The organism is Alphaproteobacteria bacterium (genome assembly GCA_024244705.1).
GTDB lineage: Bacteria > Pseudomonadota > Alphaproteobacteria > JAAEOK01 > JAAEOK01 > JAAEOK01.
The window spans coordinates 94,784-113,370 of record JAAEOK010000033.1; the positions used below are offsets into that span (position 1 = coordinate 94,784).

The window sequence follows — 18,587 nt, forward strand, 5'->3', positions numbered from 1 at the left end:
CGGACCCTGGCCTTTCCGCCCTCACCTATTCACCGGCGCCGAATGTAATCGGGGATTCTCACCAGGCCAAGCGGCCATTCACCTCGCATTCAGCAAATCGGTGACATTTTTTCGACGCGATGACGGGACCGGCGCGCGATGTGGTATATCGGTCGCGGCGGACAGGGGCAGACACGGATCAATGGCGGTCGAGCGCAAAAAGGGACCGGGGCCGCATAACGCGACCGACGGCGTCGCGGCGCAGAAGAAATCGCCACCGCGCGGCACGCGCGGCGGGCCGTGGCGGATCTGGCGATGGCTGGCGGTGTCGGCGGTTTGGCTCGGATTCGGCTTCGGCATGCTGCTCGCCTGGTACGCCCACGACCTGCCCGACACCTCGGCGCTGGGCAGCGCGACGCGGCGGCCAAGCGTCACCCTGGTCACCGGCGACGGGCGCATCATCGCGAGCTATGGCGACCTTTACGGCGAGCCGCTCGGCCTGGGCGATCTGCCGTCTCACCTCAAGCAAGCCGTCATCGCCACCGAGGACCGCCGGTTTTACGAGCATTTCGGGGTCGATATCTGGGGCGTGATGCGCGCCATAATCGCCAATCTCTGGCACGGCGAGATTCGCCAGGGCGGCAGTACCATCACCCAGCAACTGGCCAAGAACCTGTTCCTCACGCCCGATCGGACGATCAAGCGCAAGGTCCAGGAAACGATGCTCGCGCTGTGGCTCGAGGGCCACTACACCAAGGACGACATCCTTACCATTTATCTCAACCGGGTCTATTTTGGCGCCGGGACCTATGGCGTGGACGCCGCCGCGCGCAAGTTTTTCGGCAAATCCGCGCGCGATCTCAATCTGTACGAATCGGCGATGCTCGCCGGCCTGCTCAAGGCCCCGTCGCGCTACAATCCGGCCAACGATCCGGAGACCGCCAAAGGCCGGGCCGATCAGGTCCTGGTCAGCATGCTCGATTCCGATTACCTCAGCGAGGCGGAGGTCGCCAGCGGCCACGTCGTGCCCAATTTCCGCCACCCGTCGGTCCGCAGCGGAGAGCTCTACTTCGCCGACTGGGTCTTGGAACGCGTGCACGACCATGTCGGTTTCACCGATCGTGATCTCTTTGTCGTGACCACCCTCGATACCGAGCTTCAGGAACTTGCCCAGCACGAGGTCGGAACGACGCTCATCGCCGAGGGCGCCGAGCTCGCTGTCGGCCAGGCCGCCTTGGTCGTCCTGTCGCCCGACGGCGCGGTGCGCGCCATGGTCGGTGGACGCGATTACGGCCAAAGCCAATTCAATCGCGCCACACAGGCCCTTCGCCAGCCCGGATCCGCGTTCAAGATTTTCGTCTATCTGGCGGGGCTTCAGGCCGGATTTCGACCGGACGACGTGCTGGTCGACGGCCCGATTCGCGTCGGCCGCTGGCGGCCGACCAATTATACCGGCAAGTACCGCGGCGCGATGACGATCAAAGAGGCGGTGGCGCGGTCGGTCAACACCATCGCCGTGACCGTGACCGAACGGGCCGGGCGCGGCCGGGTCATCGACAATGCCCGCCGGCTCGGTATTTCGTCCAATCTCAAGGCCGAGCCGTCGCTGGCGCTGGGCAGCCACGAGGTCCATTTGGTCGAGCTGACCGGCGCCTACGCGGCGCTCGCCAACGGCGGCTATCGGGCGGCCCCGTTCGGTATCGCCGAAATCCGCGACCGCATGGGCGAGGTTCTGTTCCGGCCGAACATGCCCGCCGAACGGACCATTCCCCTGTGGCAGGTCGGGGCGATGAACGAGATGTTCGTCAACGTGATCGAGAACGGCACCGGCCGCAACGCCCGGGTCGGCCGGCCGGCCGCCGGCAAGACCGGGACCAGCCAGGATTGGCGCGATGCCTGGTTCGTCGGCTACACCAGCGCATTGGTCGCCGGCGTATGGGTCGGCAACGACGACAATACGCCGATGAACGAGGTCACGGGCGGCAACCTGCCGGCCCGCCTGTGGGGCAATTTCATGGCCAAGGCGCTGCACGATACCGAGATGGCCGCGCTGCCCGGGATCGGCACGTACAACAAGCGCCGGGCGGCCGCGCCGGCGCAAATCGACGACCGCCCGGCCGTGGTTGTCGTGTCGCCGCAGCCGGTCCGCAAGGGCGAAGTGCGTGAGTCGCCCGCAACCCCGCCGCGGACGGCCGAATCAACCGGTGGCGTCGGCCCGGCGGTCGAACAGAATGGCGAGGTGTTTAGCGGTCCGGTATCGACCCAGGGCCTGTTCGAGCGCTGATCATAGGTGCGGCGGTCAGTGTATTGCCGCCGCGTGGTGCCGCAGCGGCCAGGTGAGCGTGGCGTAGCTGACCAAGGCGCCGCAGCCCATGATCAGGATCGCGGTGATCATCGGGATTTGGGTGCCGTCGTCGAACGCGGCGGCGGCGATGCCGGTCAGCGCCGCCAACGCCATCTGCACGAATCCGAGAAGCGCCGAGGCGACGCCGGCCATCCGCGGGAAGGGTGCGATCGCTCCGGCGATCGTATTGGGCAGGACAATGCCAAGGCCGACCATATAGAGGATCACCGGCCCGACCACGGTGACCACGGTGGGTTCGGCAAAGGTTGCCAGCGCCGCGCCAAGCACGCCCGACGCCGCGGCGATCGCGGCGCCGGCCAATATCATGGTGTCGAGACCGAAGCGGGGCGTCAGCATCGCCACCGACAGCGTGCCCGTCATGTAGCCGACCACGATGAGCGAGAAATAGAGGCCGAAATTTTCGACCGCCACGCCGAGAAATTCGATCAGTACGAACGACGAGCCGGAAATGAAGGCGAACAATCCGCTATAGGCGCAGGCCGCGCACAAGACATAGCCGAGATAGGCGCGGCTGCGAAACAGCGCGGCATAGTTTTCCGCCAGCCTGCCCAATCGGGTTGCCGTATGGTCGCGATGCTGGTTGGTCTCGTGCAGGATCGACAGGATCCCGAGCATCAGGACGATGCCGACGGCGGCGAGGACGACGAAATTGCTGCGCCAGCCGAACCAGATCGTCAGGTAACCGCCGAGAAAGGGCGCCACCGCCGGCACCAGGCCCATGGCCGTGCCCATATAGGCGAGCATCTGTGCGGCGCGCTCACGGCCATAGAGATCGCGCACCACGGCGCGGGCGAGAACCGGGCCGGAACAGGCGCCAACGGCCTGGAAGAACCGTGCCACGATGAGCTGGTCGATGGACTGCGCCAGCGCGCAGGCGGCGCTGGCACCGACGTAGAGGCAGACCCCGCCGAACATGACCCAACGCCGGCCGAAACGGTCGCTGAGCGGACCGTAGATCAACTGGGCGCAGGCGAACCCGGCGAGGAACATGCTCAACGTGAGCTGCACGCGATCCGGCCGAACATCGAACGCCGCGGTCAGGATCGGCAGCGACGGCAGGTACATGTCCGTCGAAATCGGCCCCATGGCGACCAGGCCGATGAGCAGGGCGCCGAGCATCGTCGAGACGCGGGTGGTCATGAAACGGGGATCCGGACCAATGAACGTTCGCGTCAGGCTTATACCAGGGATTTCCCGGTCCGGCTCAGACCATCCGGTCCGACAGGCTGCCCGCGGGGATCAGTCCCGATCGGGCGCGGCAAGGGCGTGATCGGCTCACTTCGTTTCGATGTGAGCCGTGAATCGCGCCCTAACATATTGAGTGAGAGCAAGATTCACGTTTCAGATCGATTCGATCTGAAACGATCTTGCTCTAAGGCATAGGTGACCAGCGCCTTGGCAACCGGCATCTCGCCATCGGCCGTCGATTCGAAAACGTCGCTTTCCATCACCGAAATCGTGCGGCCGCCGCGCAGCACATGGGAGCGGACGACGATGTCGCCGCCGCGCGCCGGTCTCAAGTAGTTTATCTTGAGCTCGATCGTCGCCACCGCGGTGCCGGCCGGCGCCTGCGTCAAGGCCGCGCAACCGGCGCAGACATCGGCCATCGCCGCGAACACCCCGCCATGGACGAGGCCGTCCTGCTGCCGGTGCTGGGGACCGGGAACCAGGGTCATTTCGCAGCGCCCCGGTTCGAGCGCGGTGACTTCGTAGCCGAGGAGGCGGCGAAATCCCTGTTTGGCGACGGTTTCCCGGATGAAGGCGTCGACCCGGTCGTCGAGCGCGCCGGCCGTCAACCCGCTCTTTCCTCCGTGAGCAACTGTTGCTTGCGTTCCAGCCCCCAACGATAGCCGTGCAGGCGGCCGTCGCTGCCGAGTGCGCGATGGCAGGGGATGACGATCGAAACCGGATTCGTAGCGCACGCCCGCCCCACCGCGCGCGATGCCGTCGGCGCCCCGATGATGGCGGCGATTTCCTTGTAGGTCCGCAATTCGCCATAGGGGATGCTCCGCAGCGCCTGCCAAACGCGCCATTGGAATGCGGTCGCGCAGACGTCGAGCGGCAGATCGATCTCGCGGGTACCGCCGGCGAGATGGCCGACCAGGGTCTGCACCCAAACGCCCAGGGCGCGGTCGTCGCGGTCGATCTCGGCGGCCGGGAATTCGGCCCGCAATTCGCGCTCGAGCGCTGCATCGTCATCGCCGAAGCCGACGAAGGCGATACCCGTTTCCGTCGCCGCGACGATGATCCGGCCGAGCGCGCAATCGGCGACGGCGAACCGCAGATTGGCGCCGAGGCCACCTTTCTTGTAGGTCGCCGGCGTCATGCCGAACCGCGACACCGCATTCTCATAAACCCGGCTCGACGACCCATAGCCCGATTCGTAGAGCGCGCCGGCGATGTCGTCGCCCGCTTTGAGCTTTTGGCGAAAGCGGCCGTGACGGCGCGATTCGGCATAGGCGCGGGGGCTCAGCCCCATGATCCTGGAAAACACACGCTGCAGGTGGGACGGGCTGGCGCCGACCTCGGCGGCGAGAGCGGCCAGGGTCGGGATCTCCGCGTCCGCCTGATCCAGGATGGCGACGACTTTGCGCACCAAGGCGACCTGGGGGTCGCCCGCGCTGTCGTCCGGATGGCAGCGCCGGCAGGCGCGAAATCCCGCCTTGCGCGCAGATTCGACGTTCGGGTAGAAGGCGACGTTCTCGCGCTTCGGCAGGCGCGCCCGGCACGATGGCCGGCAATAGATTCCCGTCGTCTTGACGGCAACGATGAACTGGCCGTCGAGCCGGGCATCATTGTCCCGGACCGCCTGCCACATGGTGGTTTCCGACATGGTCGTCATATCCTTGCTGAGTTTCATGACGCCATCTTGGCCGCCCTCGGGATTTCCCTCTATCCGGCGTTTGCGCGGTAATTCAGCCGTAGCAATGCAGCTTCTCGCCGTGCCGAAGCAGCCACTTCTCCGCCGTTTTCGGATCCGTAGTCAGGTCGGCGACGAGGTCATGAAACCGCGCGCCGTGATTGGGTTCCGCGAGGTGCGCGACTTCGTGCGCGACAACATAGTCGAGAATGTGGTCGGGCGCGAGAACGAGCCGCCAACTGAAACTCAGTTGGCCGTTGGCGGCGCAGCTCCCCCACTGAGACCTGGTGTCGCGGACGGTGACGCGAATCACCGGGCGACCGAGGCGGGCGGCCTTTTCGCGGGCCCGGTCCGCGAGCTCCCGACGGGCCTCGCGTTTCAGCCAGTCGGCGACGCGACGCGGCAGGTGTGAGCCGTCGCCGGCGACGCGGATCTCACCGTCCTCGCACCACACACCGCGACGGGCCAACGGAAGATGGACGATGCGATGGTCGACGCCGCGCAGCGGGATGACGACGCCGTCGGCAAATCGCCGACGCGGCGGCCATGTCGCCACCCGGGTCGCGATCCAGCCGGCGTGATCGTGGACGAAATCGAGGCCCTCGCGCTCCGCCGTCCGCTGGGGCAGGGTCAGGACGACACCGCGCGCCGCCGGATCGAGGCGCAGGCTCATGCGGCGGGCCCGCGCATGGCGGCAGATGCGCAACGCGATCGTTTCGTCGCCGAGGACGAGTTCGCGGCGCTTTTCGCTCGCCGCGGTTCGCCTAGCCATGATTGCGCAGGAAGGCCTTCAACTCGGGAAACACGCGGCTGCGCCAATGTCGGCCTTGAATGAGGCCGAGATGGCCCGCCTGGTCCACGGTCAGTTGCCGTCGCATCGCCGCCGGGAGGCCTGTGCAGATATCGTGGGCGGCATGGGTCTGGCCGGGCGCGGCGAGATCGTCCTGGCCGGCCTCGACCGTCATCAGCCGTGTTCGACGGAGCGATTCGGGTGCGACGCAGCGCCCGCCCACTTTCATCTTGCCCCGCGGCAGGTGGGTTTCGCGAAACACCCGTCGCATCATGTCGGCGAAGAATTCCGCCGGCAGGTCCATCACCGCCAGAAAGCGGTCATAGAATTCGCGATGGGCGCGAACGCCGCCGCTGTCGCCTCGGATCAAATTGTCGACGAAACCGATATGGGCGCCGATCTGGTCTTCGAAGGATGCTGAAATATAGGCGTTTATTTGAAGATAGCCGGGGAAGACGCGCCGTCGTGCGCCGCCGTAATAGAACGGGACTTCGGCGACGAGGTTGCGTTCGAACCAGGCCAGCGGATGGCCGTTGATGAAGCGGTTCAGGGCGTTCGGGTTGATCCGCACGTCGATCGGTCCGGCGATCAGCGTCAGCGATCGCAAGTGCGGCTTGTTACCGGATTGCGCCCGCAGGGCTGCCGCGGCGAGCGCCGGAACGGTGGCTTGGCTGAACGCGACGACATCCGCGGCGGCGCCGATGCAGTCGATGAACTCGCCGACATAGTCGATCTGGTCGTCGAGACCAAACCGGCCCGCGGCCAACGGCACCTCCCGGGCGTCGGCCCACTCGGCGATGTAGACGTCGAACTCGGTCAGCAACGCCCCGTAGAAATCCTCGAACAGCGACGAAAAATGCCCCGATAGCGGATTGACGACCAGCATCGGCGGACGCGCGCCGGGCCGGGACGCCTGCAGATGCAGCAAACGGCCGAACGGCCTGTCGGCGACGACCCGCAGCGTAACCTGGCCGAGACGATGGGCCGCGGCGATGGCGGTGAGGTCGAGGTCGGGCGGCGCGTGGCGCGATGTGGCGCGCCCCAACAGCTCGCCATAGGCCGCCGCGGCGCGACCGAAAGCAGTCCCGAAAAGCGGCCACATCGGGTGGCAAAGCGCGGCCTTGGTGACCGGTGTCACGGCCCCGAAGGCGAACCGCCCCATGTCATACATATAGTAGTGCATCCCCTTGCCCACCCCATGTCATGTGGTTGTTCGGGGTCAATTTGGGCCGGAACTATAGTCTGGGATGCCGCGGCCGTCACGTTTTTTGCCGCACAGGAAAATCTTCAGGGCAGCTCCGCGAGCGCGGCCGCGATCTCCTCGGGGTTCGAATTGTGGCTGAAATGGCGGACATAGCGCCCGTCAGGGCCCATCAGGTAGATGAACGAGGAGTGATCGACCAAGTAGTCATCGCCCTCGCCCGCCTTCTTGAAATAGACGCGATAGGACCGGGCCGCCGCCGCGACCTGCTCCGGCGTTCCGGTCAAGGCCACCAGGCGCGGATGAAAATTCGCGGCGAAGCTTTTCATCTCGGCGACCGTGTCACGCTCGGGATCGATGGTGATGTAGATCGGCTCGATGCGGTCAGCTTCGGTGCGGTCGAGCGACTCGAGCGCGATGGTCATGTTCTGCAGCGAGGTCGGGCAGACATCGGGGCAATAATTGTAGCCGAAATAGATCAGCATGTGGCGCCCGGCGAAATCCGTATCCCGGCGTGTCTCGCCGTTCTGGTCGACCAACTCGAAGGGCCCTCCGATGAGGGCTTCACCGGTCGCGATTGGGGTTGTTTGCTGCCACATCGGCAGCAACAGCCTGGCCCCGATACCAATGGCGAAGGCAGCGGCCACCACCGCGACAATCACAACGATTCTGCTCGGCATGGTTTGGTTTCGTCCCTTTGTCGCGCGGCCCGACCCCAAGAAATGAGCCGAGCGGTCGACGATCGCAAGCGGCAGAACGTCGCGGTAGTGTCTCAGTTTGAAATATTTTTCTTGTAAGAACTTGTCCGTCCCGGTCTCGGCGCGCGCGCGTCGATCAAGCCCACAACCCATTCCATATCGCGCAAGGTATCGGTGACGCCAGTGGCCATCGCCGGACTGACTTTGTGCGCCTTGTGAATACGGCAGAAATTGTACCAGACGAAATACAGCGCCAGCGCGTGGCAATGGTTCTCGACCTTCTTTGAAAACGCATTGGTCAACCGCGTGAACCGGCGCATGGACATCCGCATGGTGAGATTGTGGCGCTCTACATGCGACGTGCTCACGTCCTTGGGATCGGGCTTACCTTCAACGGGTTGCTTCTTCGCGCCGATGCACTCAGCTGGGCTGTAACGGCCCTTGGCGCTCTCAGGCGCGGCACCGTAGAGCTTCACCAACTGCGCATAGTCAATGTCCGCACCGAAAGCACCTTCAACCGCTTCCAGGTACGCCTTGTGGCCGTCCATGGTTAACTGCACGCGATTAGCCAGCCGGTCGCGCAAATCGTCCATAAGCTCCATTGCGTACTGAGAGTCGCGGCCGCCGACCATCCAAGACAGGATCATCTTGCTTTCATTGTCTAGCGCCGCCCACGTCCATACGTCGCCAGCATAAAAGGGAGCGGCCTTGGCCTTCGCCACGTTCTTTTGCTTGGCGTAGGTGAACGACCAGATTTCGTCGCACTGGACCTTGCGGGCCTTCACATCGTGAACATGCTCATCGTGATAGGCCGCACATGCTTTGCCGGCGTCCACTAGCAACTTCGTGACGGTATTGATTGATACCCCTGCCACGCGGGAGACAGATCGCATGGACAAGCCCTCGACCAGCATGGAAAGGATTTGGACTCGCTTCTCTAGGGGCAATTTGTTCATGCCCCTAATATATGCACTTATATGCTTATCGTCAAGCAACTATTTCATATCAGAAAGGCACGTCATCATCGGATTCGCAATTATTTGGGCTACCAAAACCCGATGGCGGCTCATTCTCTGGTTCTTCAACCTCGAAATGTTCAAGTTCAATTAATCCGTATGTGTTGGGCGCGGGTCGTGTAAAAACCTCGTGGCGACGCACATATGCTGCCAACGACCCGGTTAGTGATGCTTTCGTTTCGCGAGTTAAGTCCTTTCCCAAGCGCCGCAGAAGATCATCAATATGAACCGGAATGCCCGCCTCCATAATGGCGTCCCGAGCCTGCGCAGCCATGCTCCCCTTCCGCAACGGCGTGTTATCCTCGGCAGCGTCCGGATTTTCTTTCTCCACAGCTCGCTGAATGTCTTTCAAAGCCTGGAGATATACTTTCGCAGCATCGAGCTTGCGCTCAAGCGTTTGAACTTCCACCTCTTTTCGTTTGATCTTGGTTTCGATAATTGATCGCTCTGACATGGCATAGACTCCCTTATGCGATGCATGGTATAACTTTCATCACATGCAGCGCAAGGAACTATACAAAATGAAGGATGACCTACCCAGCGATCCGCGATACCGCAACACAATGAACCGCCTGGAAGCCGCAAAGAGGACTGCGGAGAACGGTGCAGATTATTGGTTTGCACGAGAAATACAGGGCATTCTCGGGTATGTAGAATTTAGAAATTTTGAAGGTGTGATGGAGCGGGCTCGGACCTCAATGAGTTCAAACGGCATTGAGCCGTCGCATCATCTTGTTGAAACCACCAGGATGATGAAAATTGGAAAGGGGGCCAAGCGTAAGGATCGCGACTTTTTTCTCTCACGCGCAGCCTGTTATCTCATTGCAATGAATGGTGAGCCATCAAAACCCGAGATTGCTGCCGCCCAGGCCTATTTCGCCATTCAGACCAGAGCCCGCGAGATCGAGCAAGCCCAATCCGAGGACGAAAAGCGCCTTGAAGAGCGAGATAAGGTTACCGAGTCGTTTAAAGCGGTCAGCAGCGCGGCAAAAGAGGCGGGTGTAACAGGGGCGAAGCAAAGACTATTCCACAACGCTCGATACGAGGGCCTATACAGGCTGACATCCAGACAATATCGCAACGAAAAGGGTTTCGGTGCGGACGAAAACGCCTTTGATCGTATGGGAGTTCTTGAGTTGTCAGCGAATGACTTTCAAATGAACCTGGCGGCTGAAACGATCCAAAAGGAAATCATCGAGGGTGAGGTTACGGCAATTAGAAAAAACAAAGAAATTGCTATGCGGGTCCGGAGAACGATGATCAATAGCGGCTCTGTTCCGCCCGAACAGCTTCCCCTTGCCGAACCAATCAAAGAAGTGCGCAAACGCATCAAGGCCTCGAAGAAAGCTAACCCTCGTTTGCCCAACGCTTCTTAGCAGCCTTCCGAGCGATCTCAGATCTCCGCTCGTCGGTTAACTTTTCGGCGCGCGCCTTTCCGCCCTTTCGCCCAAGCTCGACAGCGGCCTTGTTTTTGCCGTCGTCGGTTAGCTCGTCTTCTTCCTCGCCAGTCGCGATCTTGGCAACCTTGATGGCGTTGCCGATCACGTCTGCGGGGCGCTTCTGTCCTTGGGGGCCTTTAGGCATATCGAGTGAGCCCATAGTCAGCAATCAGCTTATCAACTTTGCGAAGTTCCGCTAGCAACCCTTTAACCTCAATATGACGACCAGCGTTGCGGGCCTCGTTAAGACACTTCGCAAATTCATCGCGCATGCGCAGCACGGCCTTGGCATGTTCCTCAGGGCTGGGTACGCGTGTCTTAGTCTGCATGATTTCTCCAATGCTTACCGCTAAGTACATAACACATAGATAACTGGTTTCTTAGGGAAAAATCAATCTATTGCGATTTCCCGCCTTCAACGCCATATTTAGGTCACGGAATAACAATAGAAACCAACCGGAAGGAGGCCACTATGACCACTTTTCGAGAAGGTTGGGGCGGCTAATTTGCTGTGGCTCCAGAACCGCAGGACTTAGTTGTCCATTGCCAATGCGCTACAGAGTATGGCCCCTGGATCACCGCAGGGGCCATACTTATTTCTGCCTCAGTTGCCGCGTGTGCTGCCATTGGCTCCATTCGCGAGCAACGGAAAATTGCCAAGAAACGAGCCACACTCGATCTACTGAGCCGGAAGGAATGGGATTCGGATTACATTGAGGCTAGAAAAGTCTTTCTTGGCTTGAGAGACGAAGACCCGGGCTTAGTTGAATGGGCCAAACCTGAACATCGCAAGACACCTCAAGTAACTAATATTAAAAACACCCTAAACGATTACGAACTAATCGCCATAGGCATAAAAGAAAACATATTAGATGAGGAACTATACAAACGTTGGTTCAGGTCATCTTTTCTAAAAGATTGGCATAAATCCCGCGATTTCATAGTAACACTGCGCGAACGAGATGGAGTGCCGACATTATTTTGTGAGTTTGAGTGGCTTGCTAAGAAGTGGGGCGCTGAGCCACAGGGCAATCTCCCGCTAAAACGCTGAGCGCAGTCAACCCCGCCCATTTTCAAACTGAGACACTACCAACGTCGCGGCCGACTATGCCGCGGCAAAAAAGGCGGCGACCACCGCCGCGCCGCCGACCAGGTTGAGCACCATGCTGAGCCCATGGAGGCGGCGGAACGAGCGGGCGGCGCCGCTGTCTCCGCTGTCACGGCGATCGCGCAGATCGGCCATCCGGGGCAGCAAGAGAACGCGCATGGCCATGAAAAGCGCCGCGGCAACCGCCAAAATCCGGCCGGCCGTGGGGCTGTCGAAGCCGACCAGCATGGCCGCCACGGCGGCGCCGAGCGCCAACACTAGGTAATATACGGGAAACAGGTGACCGACCAACTGCCCCGCAGTCTCGCGCGGCAGGACGCGAAACGCGGTCGGCGCCACGACGGCCGTGAAATACGCCAAGCCGCCAACCAGTGCGCCGGCAATGAGTAATCCCAGCGCGTGTATCATGGCGATTCGCCCTCGATCCGGCTCGACCGCCTCGGCGACCGCCGAAAAAGCCTAGTTGGTGTATTTCGCGACGACGTCCTTGAGCCCGGTCGCGCCCGGGTTGCTGAATTTGCGCTCCAACACGATGGCCCGCGCGGTGGCCGACTCGGAACCGTAATATTCCTGTTCCTGGTCGTCGCGCTCATAGACCACCGAGCCCTCGAACGACAGGCCCGCGAACAGCCCGACATTCTTCGTGAAGACGGCGATATCGCCGCCGAAATTGGTCGTTACCGCGCCACCGATCCCGCCCCCGATCGGCCCCAGGGCGATGCCGGCATCGACACCGAGTTTGGCGTTGTTGGAGATGATCGCGTCGAGGCCGTTGTCGGTCATGATCGCCATCAGGACCTCGGAATCCTGGACCCCGATCTGGAATCCGACGCTGCCGGAGCCCATGGTGTAGAAGGCCGGATCGCTCCAGTCGCCGTTACTGTTGCGGGCCAGCAGAACACCGTTGCCGCCCTCGGCACCGACGACGAAGGCGGCCTTCCATACGCTCGGAAATACCAGCACCGCCTTCGCGCTCTTCAGCGTCTTGCGCAGCGGCTCCGCATCCTCTTCGGTCGCCATCCGCTCGAAGATCTCCGCTGCCGCTGCTACCCGCTCCTGGTTGTCGGCGCGGGCCGGTGCCGCGATGGCGACGGCCGCAGCCAAAACCGCGGCCGCGGTCAAGACACCCAACTTGTTCAACATCGGATTTCTCCCCACTGTTCGCGCTCCTGCGTCATTTCGTTGGAACCAGCCCTGGGGCCGGTGCGATGACGACCGGTGCTATTCAGCTTGCCGTTGGGTCGGCGCGCCGTTCGGCTTGACCGCTATGGTACGGAATTAGGCGATCACGACCAACAAGAAATCCGCGCTGGAGCGCTAATGGGGGATCCGGTTGATGGCGACGATCCGCCAGGCGCCATGCCCCGGCTCGGGCCCGGCGATGTGGTCGAGCCGGGTCAGCGACAAATTGTCGATCGAGAAGGCGATCGCCGTTTGCGGATCGATTCCAAGCGCATGAGCGATCGCGGCGCGGATGGTGCCGCCATGGGCGACGATCACGATGTCGCGCCCGGCATGGGCGGCGAGCAAGCGTTCGATGGCCGGCACCACCCGGTCGATGAGATCGGCGAAGCTTTCGCCGCCGGGCGGCGCCGTGTGTGCGGGCGCGATCCAGAACCGGTGCCACTCGCCGTGGGCACTGAAAATTTCGTCGCGGACCTGGCCCTGCCAAATACCGAAACTCTGCTCGGAAAGGTCCCGCTCGACGACCAGCGGCGTCGGTGCCGCCCCTGCCTTGCCCAAGGCGTCGGCGGTCTGATGCGTGCGTTGCAGATGGCTGGCGACCCACACCGCGTTGTCCGGCAGGAGCGGCGCCAGGGCGGCGAACGGGGCGCCGTCCGAGACGTCGGCGGCAATGTCCTGTTGGCCATAGATGCGGCCGCCGTTGTCGATCACCGGCGCGTGGCGGATCCACCAGCAACGGGTGACGACGGTCATGCCGCGATTACCGCAGCGACCAGAACGGCCATTTCGACGGCCTGCTCCATGGCGCCGAGGACGTCGCCGGTATAGCCGCCGATCTGGCGGCGGGCGATGACGACCAGCAACCAGCCGGCGGCGGCGGCCAGCAGAATCGCGAACAGGCCGGCGAGCGGTCCGAGGAACAGCAGCGTCAGCGCCGCCCCCAACGCCAACGCGGTGGTGACCGATCGCCGCGGCGGGGTGCCCGCCGTCGCCCCCAATCCGTCGGCACGGGCCGGAGCGAGGCGGTCCATCATCGCCGGCATGGCGGCGCGGGCGGCGGCATGGGCGGCGATCAGGGCGGCGGCCACCGACCACGGCGCAGCCAGCGTGGCGAGCGCCGCGGTCCGCAGGGCGACGGAAAAGATGAGGGCCAAGACGCCATAGGCGCCAAGCCGGCTGTCGCGCATGATGTCGAGCTTGGCGCCGCTGTCGGCGCCGCCGCCGAACGCGTCGGCGACATCGGCCAAGCCGTCTTCGTGGAGGGCGCCGGTGATCAATACGGTCGCCGCGACGGCGGCCAACGCCGCAATCCACGGCCCGCTGCCGACGGCGCCGGCAAGCGCGAATACGGCCGCCGCCATCAGGCCGATGCCGGCGCCGACCAGGGGAAAGGCGGCCATCGATCGCGCCAGCGGCTCGTCTCGATCAGGGTCCGTGGCGGCGACCGGAATGCGCGTGAGGAACGCCACCGAGACCGATAGGTCGCGGCGCCATCTGGTCAGGCCTTCATCAGGAATCTCGCCGCGTTCCGCCATAGCCCGCCGTTTTGGCATTTTTGGCTGGCGAAGGCGAGCCCGTTGTAAGACAGTCGCCGGCCCCTTAACTGGATGGCCGATATCATGCCCGCTGCCCCGTCCCAGGTGACGCTCGACGAGATCCGCCGCCTGATCGCCGAACTGCCGGGGCCCGATCTCGCTGCCGCCGAATCGGTCGCGGCACGCGAGGCGACGTTGACCAAACCGCCAGGTGCGCTCGGCCGGCTGGAAGAGTTCACCGCCTGGCTGGCGGCGTGGCAGGGGCGGTCGCCGCCGTCCCTCGACCATCCCCGGGTGTCCGTCTTTGCCGGCAACCACGGCGTCGCCCGGCGCGGGGTGTCGGCCTTTCCCAGCGAGGTCACCGCCCAGATGGTCGGGAACTTCACCGCCGGCGGCGCCGCGGTCAACCAGATCACCAAGCTGATCGACGCCGATCTCAAGGTCTACGAGCTGGCGCTCGACCAACCGACCGCCGATTTCACCGAAGCACCGGCGATGAGCGAGGAGGAATGCGCCCATGCCATGGCCTACGGCATGATGGCGGTCGAAGCGGGCCTCGACGTCCTCTGCCTTGGCGAGATGGGCATCGGCAACACGACGGCGGCGGCGGCCCTCGCCCTCGCCCTGTTCGGCGGCGAGGCGGCGGATTGGACCGGCCCCGGAACCGGCGTCGCGGGGACGGCGCTGACGGCGAAGATCGATACCGTCGCCCGGGCGGCCGCCCTGCACCGTCCGGCAGCCACCGATTCCTTCGACCTGCTCTGTCGTCTCGGCGGCCGCGAATTGGCGGCCATCGCCGGCGCGGTCCTGGCCGCCCGCCTGGCGCGGACCCCGGTCATCCTCGACGGCTATGCGGCGACGGTCGCCGGCGCCGTCATTCATACCGCCGACCCGTCCGGGCTCGATCATTGCCTGATCGCTCACATCTCGGCCGAGCCGGGCCATCGCCGGCTGCTCGAGCGGCTCGACAAGCGCGCCGTGCTCGATCTCGACATGCGTCTCGGCGAGGCCTCGGGCGCGGCGCTTGCGGTTTCCGTCCTACGCGCCGCGCTCGCCTGTCACACCGGGATGGCGACCTTCGCCGAGGCCGGTGTCAGCGACAAGGACTAGCCGCGCGGGCCACGCCGATCTTGGAGCGTGACGCCGATCGCCGCGACGATCACGCAAGCCATCGCCAGCAGGGCCGGGGCATCGAGAACCTCGCCCAGCAGAATGACGCCGACGGTGCCGGCGGCGGCCGGTTCAAGGGTGACCAAGATGCCGTAGGTCCGGGGCGTCATGCGCTTCAGGGCCTCGAACTCCAGGGTGAAGGGGACCGCGGTCGAGAGCAGGGCGATCGCGATCACCGGCAGCACCAGTTCGGGCCGCCCGGTGATGGCGCTGGCTTCGACGATGCCGAACGGCAACAGGAACAGGGCGGCCACGGCCATGCCCAAGGCCAAGCCGATGCTGCCGTCGAGCGCACGCCCGGCGCGCGTGCTGACGAGGGCGAACGCCCCCCACCCGCACCCAGCCAAGATCGCAAACACCACGCCGACCGGGTCGAGCTCGGAGCCGATCGCCGGTGTCAGCAGACCAACGCCGCCGAGCGCCAAGCCGACCCAGAGAAAGTCGCGCCATTGGCGCGAAGTGGCGGCCGCGACCGCGAGCGGGCCCATGAACTCGATGGTGACCGCGATACCCAGCGGGATGCGGGCGATGGCCTGGTAGAAGAAGAAATTCATCGCCGCCACGACGAAGCCGAACAACAGGATCAACTTCCATTGGGCGCGAACCTTCGGTTCGAGGACGGGGCGGGCGACGATCACCAGGAAAACGGCGCTGACCGCGACCCGCAGGAACGCGGTTCCGGCGGCGCCCAATACCGGGAACAGGTCGATCGCGATCGCCGCCCCGATCTGTACCGAAATGATCGAAAACAGGACCAGTAGCGGCGGCGGCACCGCGCCGAACACACGCGATAGGGTGGCCGGGCTCTTAGCGCCGGTGGGCCTTTCCGGCGGTCCCAACGGGGCAACCGGCAAGACCGTTAGATCGTGTGGTGGCGTGACCATGGCCGCCACATAGCATGGGCCCTTCGGCGACGCCACCGGCGCGCGGACCGGCCCGCGCGAGGCGGACAGTTGCGTGTAAAATGCCGATTGACATACCGACTGTGTAACATCATATTTTACACATGCTCGGGACGTTCAAACATAAGGGGCTGGAGGAACTGCACCACTCTGGGCGTACTGCGAGGATCAACAAGCAGTTTCATGCTCGGATTATCCGCAGACTCGACGCCCTAAATGCAGCGGTTGCTTTGGCCGATTTGAACGTTCCGGGATTTGACCTTCATCCCCTGCACACGACGCCCATTAGATATTCAATTCACGTCAACGGGCCGTGGTGCATAACGTTCGAATGGGATGACGACACGGCCAACAAACTGGATTTTGTCCAATACCACTAGGAAGGCACGATGACTAAGAACCGCGAACCCACTCACCCTGGCGCACTGCTCCGCGAAGACGTCTTGCCGGCGCTGGGCGTGTCTGTCTCTCAGGCCGCCAAGGATATGGGCGTTACCCGCCAGAACCTTCACCGTATCTTGCGTGAGGAAGGGCCGGTTACCGCCGTCATGGCCGTCAGACTCGGCGCCTACTGCGGGAACGGACCCGGGCTATGGCTGCGAATGCAGACTGCCCATGATCTTTGGAAGGCCAGCCGCGATATGAAAGACCAGGCCCGCGAGATACAGAAGCGATCGCCAGCCTCGGTGTAACACGAAAAAGGCCTGCCGCGTCGACGCCTATTCCCCCTGCTGCAGCAACAGGCCCTCGCGGCGGGCGGCGTGGATCGTGTAGAGGAACACGACCGACGCCAGCACGATGTAAAAAACGTTGAGCGCGACGGCGCTGGCGAACAGGCCGAAATCGAAGCGGTGTTCGATCAGCACCCCGCGCATGCCTTCGAAGACGTAAGACGACGGCAACGCCCAGGCGACCGGCTCCAACCAGTCGGGCAGGGTCGAAATCGGATAATAGATGCCGCTCAGCGGCGCCACCGCGAAGATCACGAACCAGGCCAAGCTTTCCGCACCCAAGCCCCAACGCAGAATCAGCGCCGACACCAGCAATCCGACCGACCAACCCATGACCAGCAGGTTGGCGAAAAAACCGATCAGCGGCACGCCGAGGCTGAAGATATTGAATTCATAGAGCGGGATCGCCAGCACCATCGCCGGGGCGACGCCGATGATCGTACGCACCGTGCTCATCGCCATCAGCGCCAGGACGAATTCGTGCGCCCGCAAGGGCGAGACGAAGAGCTGCGCCAAATTGCGCGACCACATCTCCTCGAGGAACGAGACCGAGACGCCGATTTCGCCGCGAAACAAGGTGTCCCACAGCATGACGGCGCCGATCAGAACGCCGGCGGCGGTGGCGACCCAAGAGCTGTGGGTGGCGAAGAACTGGCTGATGAAGCCCCACAGGATCATCTGCACCAGCGGCCAGTAGGCAAGCTCGAACAAGCGCGGCCACGAGCGGCGGATGATGTACCAATAGCGCAGGATCATGGTGCCGACGCGGTAAAGCGAGATCCATCCGCCGGAACCGCCGCTGTGGGCGTGGTCGGTCATGCCGCTGCCGGATCGGGGGTGCGGGCGATGTGAAGAAAGACCTCCTCCATATCGCGCCGCCCATAGCGCGCGATGAGCTCCTGCGGGCCGCCGCGATCGACGATGCGGCCGGTCCGCATCATCAGCACGTTGTCGCACAGGCGTTCGACCTCGCCCATGTTGTGGGAAGCGAGCAGGATGGCGGCGCCGGTGCGGCTGCGATAGGCCTCGAGATAGCCGCGAATCCAATCCGCCGTGTCGGGATCGAGCGATGCCGTCGGCTCGTCGAGCAACAACAGCTCGGGTTCGTTCAACAGCGCCTTGGCCAACGCCAGCCGGGTCTTCTGGCCGGATGAGAAGGTGCCCGTGTCGCGCTGCAACATATCGCTGATCTGTAGTTCCTCGGCGAGACGGCCGATCGTCGCCTCGGTGTCGCGAATGCCGTAGAGCCGGGCATAGATGTAAAGGTTCTCCTTGGCCGTCAGGCGCCGCGGCAGATCGACATAGGGCGACGAGAAATTGAGCCGCGGCAGGACGCGGTGGCGATGACGCAGCATGTCTTCGCCGAAAATGGCGATCCGGCCGCGGGTCGGCAGCAGCAGGCCGAGCAGCATCGAGAGCGTCGTCGTCTTGCCGGCGCCGTTGCCGCCGAGCAGCGCCGTCACCGACCCCTGGGGAACGGCGAAATCGACCGCGTTCACGGCGGTCAGGTCGCCGAAATCACGGGTCAGATTCTCGACTTGGATCGCGGGCACGGACATTGCGACAATATGGCCGCAATCGATGCCGCTGCCAACGGCCCGCGAACGG

Annotated in this window: 23 protein-coding genes; 6 read left to right on the plus strand and 17 right to left on the minus strand. The window is 63.6% G+C overall.

All coding sequences use genetic code 11. From position 1 onward, the window contains the following. The first annotated feature begins 181 nt into the window (after positions 1-181). Positions 182-2,263 carry a PBP1A family penicillin-binding protein gene (locus tag GY791_03800; protein MCP4327544.1) on the plus strand — a complete coding sequence of 694 codons (2,082 nt, stop codon included), beginning with the start codon at positions 182-184 and terminating at the stop codon, positions 2,261-2,263. 15 nt (positions 2,264-2,278) lie between these two features. Here GY791_03800 and GY791_03805 read toward each other — a convergent pair whose 3' ends face one another. From GY791_03805 to GY791_03840, 8 genes are all read right to left on the minus strand, one after another. After that, positions 2,279-3,484 carry a multidrug effflux MFS transporter gene (locus GY791_03805; GenBank protein MCP4327545.1) on the minus strand — a complete coding sequence of 402 codons (1,206 nt, stop codon included), beginning with the start codon at positions 3,482-3,484 and terminating at the stop codon, positions 2,279-2,281. Between the two features lie 194 nt (positions 3,485-3,678). Continuing rightward, on the minus strand, positions 3,679-4,140 hold the full coding sequence (locus tag GY791_03810; protein MCP4327546.1) for a PaaI family thioesterase: 462 nt from the start codon (positions 4,138-4,140) through the stop codon (positions 3,679-3,681). Further along, positions 4,137-5,177, minus strand: coding sequence for a bifunctional DNA-binding transcriptional regulator/O6-methylguanine-DNA methyltransferase Ada (gene ada / locus GY791_03815; GenBank protein ID MCP4327547.1), 1,041 nt, complete (start codon positions 5,175-5,177; stop codon positions 4,137-4,139). The genes GY791_03810 and ada overlap by 4 nt, the downstream gene beginning before the upstream one ends. 82 nt (positions 5,178-5,259) lie before the next feature. Beyond that, positions 5,260-5,877 (minus strand): M48 family metallopeptidase, encoded by a 618-nt coding sequence (locus GY791_03820; GenBank protein ID MCP4327548.1) that lies wholly within the window; start codon positions 5,875-5,877, stop codon positions 5,260-5,262. Between the two features lie 91 nt (positions 5,878-5,968). Then, positions 5,969-7,177 (minus strand): polyhydroxyalkanoate depolymerase, encoded by a 1,209-nt coding sequence (gene phaZ, locus GY791_03825; protein MCP4327549.1) that lies wholly within the window; start codon positions 7,175-7,177, stop codon positions 5,969-5,971. 104 nt (positions 7,178-7,281) lie between these two features. Beyond that, positions 7,282-7,875 (minus strand): SCO family protein, encoded by a 594-nt coding sequence (locus GY791_03830; protein MCP4327550.1) that lies wholly within the window; start codon positions 7,873-7,875, stop codon positions 7,282-7,284. A gap of 92 nt (positions 7,876-7,967) precedes the next feature. Continuing rightward, on the minus strand, positions 7,968-8,888 hold the full coding sequence (locus GY791_03835) for an IS1 family transposase (GenBank protein MCP4327551.1): 921 nt from the start codon (positions 8,886-8,888) through the stop codon (positions 7,968-7,970). Between the two features lie 10 nt (positions 8,889-8,898). Next, the gene (locus GY791_03840; GenBank protein MCP4327552.1) at positions 8,899-9,363 is read right to left on the minus strand and encodes a hypothetical protein; all 465 of its coding nucleotides are present in this window, start codon (positions 9,361-9,363) and stop codon (positions 8,899-8,901) included. 67 nt (positions 9,364-9,430) lie between these two features. Here GY791_03840 and dinD point away from each other — a divergent pair, with 67 nt between their 5' ends. Beyond that, positions 9,431-10,285, plus strand: a complete 855-nt coding sequence (gene dinD, locus GY791_03845; GenBank protein MCP4327553.1) for a DNA damage-inducible protein D — start codon at positions 9,431-9,433, stop codon at positions 10,283-10,285. Here the strand turns inward: dinD and GY791_03850 are convergent. Together GY791_03850 and GY791_03855 are read right to left on the minus strand one after the other, a co-directional pair. After that, positions 10,257-10,493, minus strand: coding sequence for an RNA-binding protein (locus GY791_03850; GenBank protein ID MCP4327554.1), 237 nt, complete (start codon positions 10,491-10,493; stop codon positions 10,257-10,259). The genes dinD and GY791_03850 overlap by 29 nt on opposite strands. Further along, positions 10,486-10,677 (minus strand): hypothetical protein, encoded by a 192-nt coding sequence (locus GY791_03855; GenBank protein ID MCP4327555.1) that lies wholly within the window; start codon positions 10,675-10,677, stop codon positions 10,486-10,488. The genes GY791_03850 and GY791_03855 overlap by 8 nt, the downstream gene beginning before the upstream one ends. A gap of 182 nt (positions 10,678-10,859) precedes the next feature. Here GY791_03855 and GY791_03860 point away from each other — a divergent pair, with 182 nt between their 5' ends. Beyond that, positions 10,860-11,399, plus strand: coding sequence for a DUF4760 domain-containing protein (locus GY791_03860; protein MCP4327556.1), 540 nt, complete (start codon positions 10,860-10,862; stop codon positions 11,397-11,399). Between the two features lie 54 nt (positions 11,400-11,453). Here the strand turns inward: GY791_03860 and GY791_03865 are convergent, their stop codons facing one another. The 4 genes from GY791_03865 to cobS form a co-directional block, all read right to left on the minus strand. Beyond that, the gene (locus GY791_03865; GenBank protein MCP4327557.1) at positions 11,454-11,864 is read right to left on the minus strand and encodes a DUF4149 domain-containing protein; all 411 of its coding nucleotides are present in this window, start codon (positions 11,862-11,864) and stop codon (positions 11,454-11,456) included. 51 nt (positions 11,865-11,915) lie between these two features. Then, positions 11,916-12,599, minus strand: a complete 684-nt coding sequence (locus tag GY791_03870) for a lipid-binding SYLF domain-containing protein (protein MCP4327558.1) — start codon at positions 12,597-12,599, stop codon at positions 11,916-11,918. A gap of 174 nt (positions 12,600-12,773) precedes the next feature. Next, entirely contained in the window at positions 12,774-13,394 is a 621-nt protein-coding gene (locus GY791_03875; protein MCP4327559.1) for a histidine phosphatase family protein, read from the minus strand. After that, positions 13,391-14,176, minus strand: coding sequence for an adenosylcobinamide-GDP ribazoletransferase (gene cobS, locus GY791_03880; protein MCP4327560.1), 786 nt, complete (start codon positions 14,174-14,176; stop codon positions 13,391-13,393). The genes GY791_03875 and cobS overlap by 4 nt, the downstream gene beginning before the upstream one ends. 72 nt (positions 14,177-14,248) lie before the next feature. Between cobS and cobT the strand changes: the two genes are divergently transcribed. Beyond that, positions 14,249-15,286 (plus strand): nicotinate-nucleotide--dimethylbenzimidazole phosphoribosyltransferase, encoded by a 1,038-nt coding sequence (gene cobT / locus GY791_03885; GenBank protein MCP4327561.1) that lies wholly within the window; start codon positions 14,249-14,251, stop codon positions 15,284-15,286. On the opposite strand, the gene GY791_03890 is transcribed toward cobT, so the two are convergent. Beyond that, entirely contained in the window at positions 15,283-16,230 is a 948-nt protein-coding gene (locus GY791_03890; protein MCP4327562.1) for an EamA family transporter, read from the minus strand. The two genes, cobT and GY791_03890, sit on opposite strands and share 4 nt — an antisense overlap. Positions 16,231-16,352: 122 nt before the next feature. Between GY791_03890 and GY791_03895 the strand changes: the two genes are divergently transcribed. Continuing rightward, positions 16,353-16,628 carry a plasmid maintenance system killer gene (locus GY791_03895; protein ID MCP4327563.1) on the plus strand — a complete coding sequence of 92 codons (276 nt, stop codon included), beginning with the start codon at positions 16,353-16,355 and terminating at the stop codon, positions 16,626-16,628. Between the two features lie 9 nt (positions 16,629-16,637). Beyond that, a complete protein-coding gene (locus GY791_03900) occupies positions 16,638-16,940 on the plus strand; it encodes a HigA family addiction module antidote protein (protein MCP4327564.1) in 303 nt (100 codons plus the stop codon). Positions 16,941-16,967: 27 nt separating this feature from the next. Here GY791_03900 and GY791_03905 read toward each other — a convergent pair whose 3' ends face one another. Together GY791_03905 and GY791_03910 are read right to left on the minus strand one after the other, a co-directional pair. Beyond that, positions 16,968-17,798, minus strand: coding sequence for an ABC transporter permease (locus tag GY791_03905; GenBank protein MCP4327565.1), 831 nt, complete (start codon positions 17,796-17,798; stop codon positions 16,968-16,970). Continuing rightward, a complete protein-coding gene (locus GY791_03910) occupies positions 17,795-18,538 on the minus strand; it encodes an ABC transporter ATP-binding protein (protein MCP4327566.1) in 744 nt (247 codons plus the stop codon). The genes GY791_03905 and GY791_03910 overlap by 4 nt, the downstream gene beginning before the upstream one ends. Between the last annotated feature and the right edge of the window lie 49 nt (positions 18,539-18,587).

Coding starts and splice junctions, on each gene's coding strand:
- GY791_03890 (MCP4327562.1), bottom strand. CDS start 16,230: ATGGTCACGCCACCACACGATCTAACGGTCTTGCCGGTTGCCCCGTTG.
- cobT (MCP4327561.1), top strand. CDS start 14,249: ATGGCCGATATCATGCCCGCTGCCCCGTCCCAGGTGACGCTCGACGAG.
- GY791_03850 (MCP4327554.1), bottom strand. CDS start 10,493: ATGCCTAAAGGCCCCCAAGGACAGAAGCGCCCCGCAGACGTGATCGGC.
- ada (MCP4327547.1), bottom strand. CDS start 5,177: ATGTCGGAAACCACCATGTGGCAGGCGGTCCGGGACAATGATGCCCGG.
- GY791_03875 (MCP4327559.1), bottom strand. CDS start 13,394: ATGACCGTCGTCACCCGTTGCTGGTGGATCCGCCACGCGCCGGTGATC.
- GY791_03870 (MCP4327558.1), bottom strand. CDS start 12,599: ATGTTGAACAAGTTGGGTGTCTTGACCGCGGCCGCGGTTTTGGCTGCG.
- GY791_03805 (MCP4327545.1), bottom strand. CDS start 3,484: ATGACCACCCGCGTCTCGACGATGCTCGGCGCCCTGCTCATCGGCCTG.
- GY791_03865 (MCP4327557.1), bottom strand. CDS start 11,864: ATGATACACGCGCTGGGATTACTCATTGCCGGCGCACTGGTTGGCGGC.
- GY791_03840 (MCP4327552.1), bottom strand. CDS start 9,363: ATGTCAGAGCGATCAATTATCGAAACCAAGATCAAACGAAAAGAGGTG.
- cobS (MCP4327560.1), bottom strand. CDS start 14,176: ATGGCGGAACGCGGCGAGATTCCTGATGAAGGCCTGACCAGATGGCGC.
- GY791_03800 (MCP4327544.1), top strand. CDS start 182: ATGGCGGTCGAGCGCAAAAAGGGACCGGGGCCGCATAACGCGACCGAC.
- GY791_03820 (MCP4327548.1), bottom strand. CDS start 5,877: ATGAGCCTGCGCCTCGATCCGGCGGCGCGCGGTGTCGTCCTGACCCTG.
- dinD (MCP4327553.1), top strand. CDS start 9,431: ATGAAGGATGACCTACCCAGCGATCCGCGATACCGCAACACAATGAAC.
- GY791_03905 (MCP4327565.1), bottom strand. CDS start 17,798: ATGACCGACCACGCCCACAGCGGCGGTTCCGGCGGATGGATCTCGCTT.
- GY791_03855 (MCP4327555.1), bottom strand. CDS start 10,677: ATGCAGACTAAGACACGCGTACCCAGCCCTGAGGAACATGCCAAGGCC.
- GY791_03900 (MCP4327564.1), top strand. CDS start 16,638: ATGACTAAGAACCGCGAACCCACTCACCCTGGCGCACTGCTCCGCGAA.
- GY791_03830 (MCP4327550.1), bottom strand. CDS start 7,875: ATGCCGAGCAGAATCGTTGTGATTGTCGCGGTGGTGGCCGCTGCCTTC.
- phaZ (MCP4327549.1), bottom strand. CDS start 7,177: ATGCACTACTATATGTATGACATGGGGCGGTTCGCCTTCGGGGCCGTG.
- GY791_03910 (MCP4327566.1), bottom strand. CDS start 18,538: ATGTCCGTGCCCGCGATCCAAGTCGAGAATCTGACCCGTGATTTCGGC.
- GY791_03895 (MCP4327563.1), top strand. CDS start 16,353: ATGCTCGGGACGTTCAAACATAAGGGGCTGGAGGAACTGCACCACTCT.